This is a genomic window from Burkholderia sp. Se-20378 (genome assembly GCF_017104665.1).
In the GTDB taxonomy this organism is placed as follows: Bacteria; Pseudomonadota; Gammaproteobacteria; order Burkholderiales; family Burkholderiaceae; genus Burkholderia; species Burkholderia lata.
The window spans coordinates 1-12,234 of record NZ_JAAGPG010000239.1 but is presented as its reverse complement, the minus strand read 5'-3'; the positions used below and the strand labels follow the sequence as shown (position 1 = coordinate 12,234).

Here is a 12,234-nt window from a genome sequence, read left to right as displayed (position 1 = left end):
GTGGCCGACTACCTGCGCTACGCGCAGCAGGTGCCCGACGATTTCCGCTTCGTGGTGAAGGCGCCCGCCTCCGTGACCGATGCGGTGATCCGCGGCCGGCGCGGCGAGCCGTCGGGGCCGAACCCGACCTTCCTCGACGCGCAGCTCGCCACCTGCGAATTCGTGCAGCCGTGCCTCGAAGGGCTCGGCCGGAAGGCCGGCGTGCTCGTGTTCCAGTTCTCGCCGCTGCCCGATCAACTGCTCGCGCAGCCGGCCGCACTGATCGACCGGCTGGCTGCGTTCTTCGCGGCGTTGCCGCCGCTGCCGCCGGAAACCGACGGCACCCGCTATGCGATCGAGATTCGCGACGCGAGCCTGCTCACGCCGCGCTTCATCCGCGCGCTCGCCGCGCTCGGCGTGCGCTACTGCGTCGGCCTGCACGCGCGGATGCCCGACCCGCTGCGCCAGGCGGCCGCGCTCGCGCTGCTCGACGGTGACGCGCCGGGGCCGCTGATCGTGCGCTGGAGCCTGCACGGCGGGTTCAAGTACGAACAGGCGAAAGCGAAGTACGAGCCGTTCGACAAGCTCGTCGACGAGGATCCGGCCACGCGCTCGGCGCTCGCCGAACTGGCCGCGCGCTATGCACTGGCCGGGCAGCCGGTGATCATCACGATCAACAACAAGGCGGAAGGCTCCGCGCCGCTGTCGTGCATCGCGCTTGCGCGCGAGATCGCCGCCGCGTGCGCGCAGTGGCGCAACGAGGCGGCTTGATACCACCGGCCTGCGCCGGCCGCGCTTACGCGCCGCGCAGCGACTTCAGCCGGTGCGAGAACTTCTGCCGGAATTTCGCGATTTTCGGCCCGATCACGACCGAGCAGTAGCCCTGCCCCGGATTCCGCGCGTAATAATTCTGGTGATAATCCTCGGCCGGCCAGTAGTTGCCGTCGAGCGGCACGACCTGCGTGACGATCGGCTGCCCGAACACCTGCTCGCGCTCCAGCTCGCGGATCACGTCGAGCGCCGTGTCGCGCTGCGCGTCCGAATGGGTGAACACGACCGACCGGTATTGCGTGCCGACGTCGTTGCCCTGCCGGTTCAACTGGGTCGGATCGTGCGTCGCGAAGAAGATCTCGAGGATCTCGCGATAGCCGATGCGCGCCGGATCGAACGTCACGTTGACGACCTCCGCGTGGCCCGTGTCGCCTTCGCAGATGTCGCGATAGCCGGGATTGCGCGTATGGCCGCCCGCGTAGCCCGACTGGACGGCCGTCACGCCGTCGACGTCGAGAAACACCGCCTCCGTGCACCAGAAACACCCGCCGCCCAATGTCGCGGTTTCAAGCATCTCGTTCACCATGAAATCAGTCCCTCGTTGATGTCGGCAGCCGGCACGCATGCGCCGGCGCCACCGTTCCGTCTCGCCGCTGCCCACCCGCGTGCGGGTCGCAACGGCACTTCGGCAAGTATCTCACTCGCGCGCGAACCTGACAGAGTGCACAGGTGCCGCGCGCGACCGGCCGCCCGCTTTCTCGTCTACACTTAGGCACGCGCGAGCGCGGCGGCAAACCCGCCGTCTCGCGCCAAGCACCCGATGCATGCCCGACCCTGATGCAAACATCATCTGCCGGAACATCGCTATGCATGCCTTAACAGACATCGCCCGCGTCACTCGCCCGGCCGTCGCCGCGTCGCGGGCCGCCGCTTCGACTGCACCACCCGCTTGCCGTGCATCCGCCCCGCCCCGCGTGCGGCGATCCGGCACACCGCCTTTTTCCGCTTCCACGATCTGATGCACGGCGCTGCACGCGCGCCGACGCGTGCAGCCGCCTGCCGATCGCTCCCGCCGGCGTGTCGTACGCCGCGCGGCAACCCCGACCCGCACGCCCGCAACGAACGGCCGTGCGACCACGATCCGATACCATCGAGAGGGCATCACCATGAGCATGCGGCCTGACCCGACGTTTCATGCTTCGCCGGAACTTGCGATGCAGGCGCCGCCGGAAGAATTTGCCTATACGTTGTTGCTGAGCCCCGATTTTTCCAGACCCGACGCGCTCGCCGTGATCGACGTGAAGCCTGGCTCGTCGACCTACGGAAAGATCGTGCACACGGTGACGATGCCGACCACCGGCGACGAGTTTCACCACTTCGGCTGGAACGCGTGCTCGTCGTCGCTGTCGCCGCTGACCGGCCATGCGTTTCTCGAACGACGCTTCCTGATCATCCCCGGCCTGCGCTCGTCGCGCATCTACGTGATCGACACGAAGCCGCATCCGACGCAGGCGCGCATCCACAAGATCATCGAGCCCGACGAGATCTTCTCGAAGACCGGCTATTCGCGACCGCACACCGTTCACTGCGGGCCCGAGGGCATCTACGTGAGCACGCTCGGCGGCGCGGGCAAGGACGGCACCGACGGCGCACCCGGCATCTTCATCATGGATTGCGAAACCTTCGACGTGCTCGGCCGCTGGGAGATCGATCGCGGCCCGCAGGACAAGCATTACGACTTCTGGTGGAACCTGCCGCGCGACTACATGGTGTCGAGCGAATGGGCGCTGCCGCCGCAATTCGAGAACGGGATCGTGCCCGAGGACCTGCTCGCGAACAAATACGGGCACCGGCTGCATTTCTGGGATCTGCGCGCGCGACGCAACGTGCAGACGATCGATCTCGGCGCGCAGCACCAGATGGCGCTCGAGGTGCGGCCCGCGCACGACCCGGCGCGCGAATACGGGTTCGTCGGCGTCGTGGTCGACACGACCAATCTCGAAGGCTCGATCTGGACCTGGTGGCGTGAAGGCGGCAAGTTCCATGTGAAGAAGACCGCGACGATCCCGGCCGAGCCGGCCGCGGCCGATGATCTGCCGCCGCTGCTCAAGGGATTCGGCGCGGTGCCGCCGCTCGTGACCGACATCGACCTGTCGCTCGACGACCGCTTCCTCTACGTGTCGTGCTGGGGCACCGGCGAGATGCGCCAGTACGACGTATCGGATCCGCACAATCCGGTGCTCGCGGGGTCGGTCCGCATCGGCGGCATCGCGCGCCGTGCGCCGCACTCGAACGGCCGCACGTTCGCGGGCGGCCCGCAGATGGTCGAGATCAGCCGCGACGGGAAGCGCGTGTACTGGACCAACTCGCTGTATTCGACGTGGGACGATCAGTTCTATCCGGACGGCGTGCCGGGCGCGCAGGTGCTCGCGCATGTGGGGCCGGAAGGCGGGCTGATGCTTGCGGACGATTACTGGGTCGAGTTCCCCGACGGCTATCGCGCGCACCAGATCCGGCTCGAAGGCGGCGACTGCTCGACCGACTCGTTCTGCTATCCGTCGGTCAAGCGTTGAACGCCAGCGTTCACGCCCAGTTCGCGCTGTGGGCGGCCGTGCTCGCGAGCGGGGTGTATCACGGGCTCAACCCCGCGATGGGCTGGCCGCTCGCGGTGTCGAACGCGCTGATGACGCGCCGCGGCGGCGCGCTCGTCGCGGCGCTCGGCTATCTCGCGCTGGGTCATGCGCTCGCGGTCTTCACGGTGATGCTGCCGTTCGGGCTGCTCGCCGCGCTGCTCGCGTGGCAAACGGCGATCCGGATCGGCGCGAGCGCGCTCGTGATCGGCTTCGGCGCCGTGCTGCTGATCCGGCGCCGGCATCCGCGAGCGCTCGCGCGGATTCCGCCCGCGCGGCTCGGCCTGTGGTCGTTCGCGGTCGCGATCGCGCATGGCGCGGGGCTGATGCTGGTGCCGATCTATCTCGGACTGTGCGGGCTCGACCAGGACGCCGGCCACCGCGCGGCGGCCACGCTCGTCGATGCGCATCTCGGGATGGCGCTGGTCGTCGCGGCCGTGCACGCCATCGCGATGATCGGTGCCGGCGGCGGGCTCGCATGGCTCGTGTACCGCTATCTTGGGCTGAAGTTCGTGTCGCGGAGCTGGTTCAATCTCGATGCGGTGTGGGCGTCGAGCCTGATCGTGACGGGCGCGTTGTCGCTTGGACTGGCGGCGGCGCGATAGCGCGGGGATCGACGACAGATGTGGCGGAGCGGCATCGGGTGGAGCGGCGGCAGCGCAAAGAAAGCGCGACAGAACGGCGATGCCCGCCGCGTGCAATTGCGCGTCCGGCAATGCGCCGCAGTGTTCGCTACGTCACCCTGCCCCCGCAATACGCCGTCCGGCCGGGCCCGGCGGCCCCGATTCCGCTAAAATCGGGCCATGCGCACCCCTTCCCCCTCGACCGCCTTGTCGCCTTTCGTCCGCCGTGCCCGCCCCGCCCGCGTCGCGCCGCGCCCGCCCGTCTCGTTCCGGATGGTCGCGCGATGAGCCACGCCAATCCTCCGGATTTCGACGCGGCCGCCTTCCGGCAAGCACTCGGCCAGTTCGCCACGGGCGTGACGGTGATCACGACGCGCGCGCCGTCCGGCCAGCTGATCGGCATCACCGCCAGTTCGTTCAACTCGGTGTCGCTCGATCCGCCGCTCGTGCTGTGGAGCCTCGCGCACAAATCGGCGTCGACGCCGGTGTTCCGCGGCAACAGCCATTACGTGGTGAACGTGCTTGCAGCATCGCAGCTCGACCTGTGCAAGCGCTTCTCGACCTACAAGGGCGACCGCTTCGAAGGCATCGCGCATGCGGCCGGCAACTCGGGGATGCCCGTGCTCGACGGTGCGCTCGCGTGGTTCGAATGCCACAACCGCAGCCGCTACGATGAAGGCGACCACGTGATCTTCGTCGGCGAAGTGGAGCGCTGCGGCGTGCGCGCGGTATCGGACACGGCACCGCCGCTCGTGTTCCACGGCGGCGGCTTCCACGGCCTTACACCGCTTTGATCGCTCCCGTGCGCGCCAGCCCGACTGGCGCGCCGGCTTCATCCTTCAGCGTCTGCAGCACGATGTTGGAACGGATGTCCATCACGCCCGGCGCCTTGTAGAGCCGGTTCAGCACGAAATCGGAATAGTGCTTGAGGTTGTGCGCGAGCACGCGCAGCAGATAGTGGCTCTCGCCCGTCACGACGAACGCGCCGACGACCTCCGGCCATTCGCGCAGCGCTTCCGCGAAGCGCTCGTGCCATTGATTTTCTTCGTTGCGCATCGACACCTGAACGAACGCCTCGAGCTCGAAGCCGAGCTTCTCGCGGCTCAGGCACGCGCGATAGTGCTCGATCACGCCCTGCTCCTCGAGCAGGCGCATGCGGCGCAGACAGGCGGATGGCGAAAGCGAAATCCGTTCCGCCAGATCGAGATTGCTGATTCTGCCCTCTTCCTGCAGTACCGCCAGAATCCGGCAGTCGGTGGCATCGAGCGTGATCGCGTGCATTTTTGGTCCCCGTTTTCCCTCTGAGTCGAATTATCTGCCAATCCGGCGGATTGTCCATGTTTATTTCGCAAGCACTTTCTGCGAGCGTCCACCTATCATTCGAAGGATCGACTCACCGAAACGTCATGCCATGGACACCCTCTGGGACATCTCGCCGCCTGTCAGCCCCGCCACCCCCGTGTGGCCGGGCGATACGCCGGTTTCCGTCGAACGCGTGTGGCGGATGGAGGCCGGCTCGCCGGTCAACGTCGCACGCCTGACGCTGTCGCCGCACACGGGCGCGCACTGCGACGCGCCGCTGCACTACGACGCCGACGGCGCGCCGATCGGCGCCGTGCCGCTCGATACTTACCTCGGCCCGTGCCGCGTGATCCATTGCATCGGTGCATCGCCGGTCGTGCAGCCGGCCGATGTCGCGGCCGCGCTCGACGGCGTTCCGCCGCGCGTGCTGCTGCGCACCTGTGCACACGCCAGCGTCGAGCAGTGGGACAGCAACTTTTGCGCGGTGGCGCCCGAGACCGTCGACCTGCTCGCCGCACATGGCGTGAAGCTGATCGGCATCGACACGCCATCGCTCGACCCGCAGGAATCGAAGACGATGGATGCGCATCACCGCGTGCGCGCACACCGGATGGCGATCCTCGAAGGCATCGTGCTCGACGACGTGCCGCCCGGCGACTACGAACTGATCGCCCTGCCGCTGAAATTCGCGACGCTCGACGCAAGCCCCGTGCGTGCGGTGCTGCGCGCGCTGCCCGCGCGTGCCTCCTGATTACCCCGACTGACGACCCCACATCATGATCAAGACCCGTGAAGACGCGCTCGCGCTCGACCGCGACGATCCGCTCGCCCCGCTGCGCGACCAGTTCTCCCTGCCTGACGGCGTGATTTACCTCGACGGCAACTCGCTCGGCGCGCAGCCCAGCGCATCGCCCGCCCGCGCGCAGCAGGTGATCGGCGCCGAATGGGGCGAAGGCCTGATCCGCAGCTGGAACACGGCCGGCTGGTTCGCGCTGCCACGCCGTCTCGGCGACAAGCTCGCGACGCTGATCGGCGGCGCACCCGGCGAGACGGTCGTGACCGATACGATCTCGATCAACCTGTTCAAGCTGCTGTCGGCGATGGTGCGCCGCCAGGCCGAGCGCGCGCCCGAGCGTCGCGTGATCGTGTCGGAACGCTCGAACTTCCCGACCGACCTGTATATCGCGCAGGGGCTGATCGAACAGCTCGGCGGCGACTACGAACTGCGCCTGATCGACGACCCGGCCGACCTGCCCGGCGCGCTCGGCGCGGACACGGCCGTCGCGATGATCACGCACGTGAACTACCGCACCGGCTACATGCACGACATGCCGGCCGTCACGCAGCTCGTGCACGACGCGGGTGGCCTGATGCTGTGGGATCTCGCGCACTCGGCCGGCGCGGTGCCGGTCGACCTGAACGGCGCACGCGCGGACGGCGCGGTCGGCTGCACGTACAAGTACCTGAACGGCGGCCCCGGTTCGCCCGCCTTCGTGTGGGTGCCGCAGCGCCATCACGCGCACTTCTCGCAGCCGCTGTCCGGCTGGTGGGGCCACCGCGCACCGTTCGCGATGCAGCCGGGCTTCGCGCCCGATCCGGGCATCGCGCGCTTCCTGTGCGGCACGCAGCCGATCGTGTCGATGTCGATGGTCGAATGCGGGCTCGACGTGTTCCTGCAGACCGACATGCAGACGATCCGCCGCAAGTCGCTCGCGCTGACCGATGCGTTCATCGCGCTCGTCGAAGCACGCTGCGCGGGCCTGTCGCTGAAGCTCGTCACGCCGCGCGCGCATCACCAGCGTGGCTCGCAGGCGAGCTTCGAGCATCCGCACGGCTACGAAGTGATGCAGGCGCTGATCGCGCGCGGCGTGATCGGCGACTACCGCGAGCCCTACGTGCTACGCTTCGGCTTCACGCCGCTCTATACGCGCTTCGCCGACGTGTGGGATGCCGTCGAGACGCTGCGCGACATCCTCGCCACCGACGCGTGGAAGGCGCCCGAGTTCGCCGAACGCGGCGCGGTGACCTGATCGGCCTTGCCCGGCGCGCGCGAGCCGCGCGCCGCGCCCCCGTCATTCAAATCTGGAGAGAGTCGTGAATTCTGGTCATATGCAGCCACCCGGCGAAGACGCGCCGGCGGGCTGCCCGTTCTCGGGCGCACGCGCCGCGCATTCGGCACCCGCGGCCCAGGCCGCGCACGAAGCGTCGCACGTGCCCGGCGATGCCGGCTGGCACAACGCGCAGCTCGATTTCTCGAAGTCGATGAGCTACGGCGACTACCTGTCGCTGAATTCGATCCTCGACGCGCAGCATCCGCTGTCGCCCGATCACAACGAGATGCTGTTCATCATCCAGCATCAGACGAGCGAGCTGTGGATGAAGCTCGCGCTGTTCGAGTTGCGCGGCGCCCTCGACGCGGTGCGCACCGACGCGTTGCCGCCCGCATTCAAGATGCTCGCGCGCGTGTCGCGGATTCTCGAGCAGCTCGTGCAGGCGTGGAGCGTGCTGTCGACGATGACGCCGTCCGAGTATTCGGCGATGCGGCCGTATCTCGGGCAGTCGTCGGGCTTCCAGTCGTACCAGTACCGGCAGCTCGAATTCCTGCTCGGCAACAAGAACGTGCAGATGCTGCAGCCGCACGCGCACCGGCCCGACATCCTCGAACAGGTGCGTGCGACGCTCGAAGCGCCGTCGTTCTACGACGAAGTCGTGCGCCTGCTCGCGCGGCGCGGCTTCCCGATCGCGGCGGAGCGGCTGGAACGCGACTGGACGCAGCCGACCCGCCATGACGAGACGGTCGAAGCCGCGTGGCTCGAGGTGTACCGTCACCCGCAGCAGCACTGGGAGCTCTACGAGATGGCCGAGGAACTCGTCGATCTCGAGGATGCGTTCCGCCAGTGGCGCTTCCGTCACGTGACGACCGTCGAGCGCATCATCGGCTTCAAGCAGGGCACGGGCGGCACCAGCGGCGCGCCGTACCTGCGCAAGATGCTCGACGTCGTGCTTTTCCCCGAGCTCTGGCACGTGCGCACCACGCTGTAACACGACTCGCCCCCGGGCCCGCCGTCACGACGACGTGCGGGCCAGTTCCTCCCCTTCGCGCGGCTGCACGGCCGCGCGCGACAGTCGCGGGATATGCCGTCGCACGACGAGCAGCGCGACGCACACAATCCCCATCGCAATCGCCAGCATCGTCAGATAGGCCGTGGCGCCGCCCGTGGTGATCACGACCGCGCCCGCGAATGCGCTGAGGATCGCGCCGAGCCGGCCGAATGCGAGCGCACTCGCGGTGCCCGTCGCGCGCACCGCTGTCGGGTAGATGTACGCGCAAAGCGCATACATCGTCGACTGCACCGCGTTGACGAACAACCCGTGCAGGCCGAGCCCGACGATCAGCCAGCCCGTGTGGCGGCTCGCATCGACACCCATCAGCCACACCGCGCTCACCGCGCCGCCGATGCTGCACAGCACGAGCGGCCAGCGCGACCCCGCATGCGCGATCGTCCACGCGCACAGCAGCGCACCGATCACGCCGCCGAGGTTGTATGCGGTGAGCCCCGTCCCCGCGACCGACACGCTCAGCCCGCTCGCCGCCAGCATCGTCGGCAGCCAGCTGAACGCCGCATACACGGCGAGCAGGCACATGAAGAATGCGCACCACAGCGCGATCGTGTCGCGCGCCTGACCGCTCGCGAACAGCGCGCCGAAGCCGCCACGGCCGCCTGCCGCGCGTGCATCCCTCATATCAGTGAATGCGGTGCCCGGCGCGACGGGCCGCTCCATCCGCGCGAGCAGCACGCCGAGTTCCGGCCAGCGCGCAGGGCGCCGCGCGAGATAGCGCGGCGATTCGGGCAGCGCACGCACGAGCAAGAAGCCGAGCACGAGCGGCAATGCGCCGCCCGCGAAGAACAGCCCGCGCCAGCCGTAGCGCGGCAACACCTCGTGCGCGAACAGGCCGGCCAGCATCCCGCCGAGCGGCACGCAGACGATCGTTGCGGTCACCATCATCGTGCGACGCCGCGCGGGCGTGTATTCGGCCGTCATCGTCGTGGCCGTCGGCAACGCGCCGCCGATCCCGAGCCCCGCGACGAAGCGCAGCACCGCGATCGCCGTGACGTCCGGTGCGAAGCCGATCGCGCAGGTCGCGATGCCGAACAGGAACACGCTGCCGATCACGGCCTGGCGGCGGCCGAAGCGGTCCGCGACGATCCCCGCGCACGCACTGCCGATACCCATCCCGATCAGCCCGGCCGCCACCGCCGGCGCGAACGCGCCGCGCGTGATGCCCCATTCGCGAATCAGCACCGGAATCGCGAAGCCGATCAGCTGGCCGTCGAAGCCGTCGAGCACGATCGCGAGCGCGGCGAGCAGCACCACGCAGCGCTGCATCGTCGTGAACGGCCCGTCGTCGAGCGTCGCGCCGATGTCGACGGACGGCGGCTGCAATCCGTCGCGCGTGCTCATGCGACCTCCCGTGTACCGCGCCCAGGCGGCAACGTGCGCGCACGGCGCGCGGCAAGACAACGGCATTCGATGGCGTTCATGGCGTCTCCGGTGGCCCGGGCTGGCGCGGTGGCGCGTGCCCGGATCTCGTGCTGCGCAGTCGGCCGGCGTCGACGCATCGGCGCCGGCTCCGGTGTCTCGTCCAACCCGTCCCGATCCGGCGCCGTCGTCTGCGCGCGACGTGCTCGTCTCGTCGTGCGGCGCAAGCCGCGCCGCCAGCCTGATGCTCAGTTCATCCGCGCGTCGATCAGCCGGACCAGCGCGAGCAGCGTTTCCGCATGCGGCACCGCCACGCCCGCTTCGCGCGCGGCCGCGACGACCTTGCCGCTGATCGCGTCGATTTCCGTGCGACGGCCCGCGAGTACGTCCTGCAGCATCGACGGACGATGGCCGCGATGCTCGTGGATCGCATGCTCGACGTTGCGCGCGATACGTTCGCCGTCGACCGCGATGCCCTTCGCGCGGGCGACGGCGGCCACCTCGGCTGCAATCGCGAGCGCGAGCCGCGGCCCGTCGTGATGATTGCCGAGCTGGTCGACCGTGCAGCCCGTCGTCGCGCACAGCGTGTTGAGCGCCGCGTTGAATGCGACCTTCTCCCAGATCGCGGCCCACACGTCGGCATCCAGCGTGCAGGCGAGCCCCGCGCGCGACAGCGTATCGGCCACCGTCGCCGCGAACGGGCGCGCCGCGCGGTCGGCCGTCATCATGCGGATCGTGCCCGCGCCGTGCGAGCGCACGTGCGCAGGCCCCGCGGCGTCGGCCGGCCACGTCGTCACGCCGACCAGGATGCGTTCGAGCGGCACGAACGCATTCAGCGTCTCGACGTTGCCGAGCCCGTTCTGCAGCGTCAGCACGTGCGTGTCCCGCTCGAGCAGCGCACGCACGCCGTCGAGCGCGGTGCGCGTATGCAGCGATTTCGTGAAAACGATCAGCAAGTCGAACGATGCCTCGGGCGAGGCGGCCGCATCCGCATTCGCGGCTTCCGGCCGTACCGCCTGCAACGTACGGATGCGTCGTTCACCACGATCGTCATCGATGCGCAGCCCGTCGCGGCGAATCGCATCGAGATGCGCATCGTTCACGTCGATCAGCGTGACGGCCTCGCCGCTTTCGGCCAGCAGCCCGCCGAACAGCGAGCCCATCGCGCCGGCGCCCAGAATCGCAATCCTCATCGTCGGCGGCCCCGTCAGAACGGATAGTGGCGCGGTGCGGTCTGCACCGTGATCCAGCGCAGGTCCGTGAACGCCGCGATACCGGCCTTGCCGCCGAAGTGGCCGAAGCCGCTGTCCTTCACGCCGCCGAACGGCATCTGCGCCTCGTCGTGCACGGTCGGGCCGTTCACGTGGCAGATGCCCGATTCGATGCGGGCCGCGACGCGCATCGCACGCGCGACGTCGCGGCTGAACACGGCCGACGACAGCCCTAACGCATTGTCGTTCGCGCAACGGATCGCCGCCTCCTCGCCATCGACGCGCACGATGCCCTTCACCGGGCCGAACGATTCTTCCGCGTAGATGCGCATCGCCGGCGTCACGTGGTCGAGCAGCGTGGCCGGGAACAGCGTGCTGTCGGCCTTGCCGCCGCACACGAGCGTCGCGCCGTGCGCGAGCGCATCGTCGATCAGCGCATTGCAACGCTCGACGGCCTTCATGTCGATCAGCGAACCGAGCACGACGGGCCCCTGGCGTGGATCGCCGAGCGGCAGCGATGCGGCCTTGTCCGCGAGCTTCGCGACGAACGCATCGGCAATCGATGCGTCGACGACGATGCGTTCGGTCGACATGCAGATCTGCCCGGAGTTCGCGAACGCGCCGAACGCGGCCGCCGCGACCGCGGCATCGAGATCGGCATCGTCGAGCACGACGAACGGCGCCTTGCCGCCGAGCTCCAGCACCGACGGCTTCAGGTGACGTGCGCACGCTTCGGCGACGATCCTGCCGACGCGCGTCGAGCCCGTGAAATTCACGCGGCGCACGGCCGGATGCGCGATCAATGCATCGACGATGGCGCCCGCATCCTCGGGCGCGTTCGTCACGAAATTGACGACGCCCGGCGGCAGCCCGGCTTCCTGCAGCGCCTCGACGATCAGCCCGTGCGTGACGGGACACAGCTCCGAGCCCTTCAGCACGACCGTGTTGCCGCATGCGAGCGGCAGCGCGAGCGCGCGCGTCGCGAGGATCACCGGCGCATTCCACGGCGCGATGCCGAGCACGACGCCGGCCGGCTGCCGCACGCCCATCGCGAGCGAGCCCGGCACGTCGGACGGAATCAGCTCGCCGCCGACCTGCGTGGTCAGCGACGCGGCCTCGACGAGCCCGCTCGCGGCAAGATGCACGTTGAAGCCGGCCCACAGCGCAGATCGGAAGAGCGTCGGGGAGGGAAAGGGGGTGAGCAAGGGGGGAGTAGCCGGGGAGGTCGGGGACATA

Annotated in this window: 12 protein-coding genes; 7 read left to right on the top strand and 5 right to left on the bottom strand. The window is 69.0% G+C overall.

Annotated elements, in window-relative coordinates; all coding sequences use genetic code 11:
* Positions 1-750, top strand: a 750-nt coding sequence (locus G3N93_RS22960) for a DUF72 domain-containing protein (RefSeq protein WP_206134014.1), incomplete at its 5' end; no start/stop codon positions are given.
* A 25-nt stretch (positions 751-775) separates the two neighbouring features.
* Here G3N93_RS22960 and msrA read toward each other — a convergent pair.
* The gene (gene msrA / locus G3N93_RS22955; protein ID WP_174941434.1) at positions 776-1,336 is read right to left on the bottom strand and encodes a peptide-methionine (S)-S-oxide reductase MsrA; all 561 of its coding nucleotides are present in this window, start codon (positions 1,334-1,336) and stop codon (positions 776-778) included.
* 580 nt (positions 1,337-1,916) lie between these two features.
* On the opposite strand from msrA, the gene G3N93_RS22950 reads away from it, so the two are divergent.
* The 3 genes from G3N93_RS22950 (at position 1,917) to G3N93_RS22940 (ending at position 4,797) form a co-directional block, all read left to right on the top strand.
* Entirely contained in the window at positions 1,917-3,323 is a 1,407-nt protein-coding gene (locus tag G3N93_RS22950) for a selenium-binding family protein (protein WP_206134013.1), read from the top strand.
* A complete protein-coding gene (locus G3N93_RS22945; RefSeq protein ID WP_174941430.1) occupies positions 3,320-3,985 on the top strand; it encodes a hypothetical protein in 666 nt (221 codons plus the stop codon). Before G3N93_RS22950 ends, G3N93_RS22945 begins: the two co-directional genes overlap by 4 nt.
* 302 nt (positions 3,986-4,287) lie before the next feature.
* Positions 4,288-4,797: a flavin reductase family protein gene (locus G3N93_RS22940; RefSeq protein ID WP_011353017.1), complete on the top strand. Its 510-nt coding sequence runs from the start codon at positions 4,288-4,290 to the stop codon at positions 4,795-4,797.
* On the opposite strand, the gene G3N93_RS22935 is transcribed toward G3N93_RS22940, so the two are convergent.
* Entirely contained in the window at positions 4,784-5,284 is a 501-nt protein-coding gene (locus G3N93_RS22935) for an Lrp/AsnC family transcriptional regulator (protein WP_006477992.1), read from the bottom strand. The genes G3N93_RS22940 and G3N93_RS22935 overlap by 14 nt on opposite strands.
* A gap of 130 nt (positions 5,285-5,414) precedes the next feature.
* On the opposite strand from G3N93_RS22935, the gene kynB reads away from it, so the two are divergent.
* The 3 genes from kynB to kynA all read left to right on the top strand — a co-directional run bounded on the left by kynB (position 5,415) and on the right by kynA (position 8,347).
* Positions 5,415-6,056, top strand: a complete 642-nt coding sequence (kynB, locus tag G3N93_RS22930) for an arylformamidase (RefSeq protein ID WP_174944905.1) — start codon at positions 5,415-5,417, stop codon at positions 6,054-6,056.
* 25 nt (positions 6,057-6,081) lie between these two features.
* Entirely contained in the window at positions 6,082-7,335 is a 1,254-nt protein-coding gene (kynU, locus tag G3N93_RS22925; protein WP_241026664.1) for a kynureninase, read from the top strand.
* 79 nt (positions 7,336-7,414) lie between these two features.
* Positions 7,415-8,347 (top strand): tryptophan 2,3-dioxygenase, encoded by a 933-nt coding sequence (gene kynA / locus G3N93_RS22920; protein WP_174941687.1) that lies wholly within the window; start codon positions 7,415-7,417, stop codon positions 8,345-8,347.
* A gap of 24 nt (positions 8,348-8,371) precedes the next feature.
* Here the strand turns inward: kynA and G3N93_RS22915 are convergent, their stop codons facing one another.
* From G3N93_RS22915 to G3N93_RS22905, 3 genes are all read right to left on the bottom strand, one after another.
* Complete coding sequence (locus tag G3N93_RS22915; RefSeq protein ID WP_206134012.1) at positions 8,372-9,769, bottom strand: MFS transporter; 1,398 nt, start codon at positions 9,767-9,769, stop codon at positions 8,372-8,374.
* A 266-nt stretch (positions 9,770-10,035) separates the two neighbouring features.
* Positions 10,036-10,980 carry a ketopantoate reductase family protein gene (locus G3N93_RS22910; protein WP_206134011.1) on the bottom strand — a complete coding sequence of 315 codons (945 nt, stop codon included), beginning with the start codon at positions 10,978-10,980 and terminating at the stop codon, positions 10,036-10,038.
* Between the two features lie 14 nt (positions 10,981-10,994).
* Positions 10,995-12,234, bottom strand: a 1,240-nt coding sequence (locus tag G3N93_RS22905; protein WP_241026663.1) for an aldehyde dehydrogenase family protein, incomplete at its 5' end; no start/stop codon positions are given.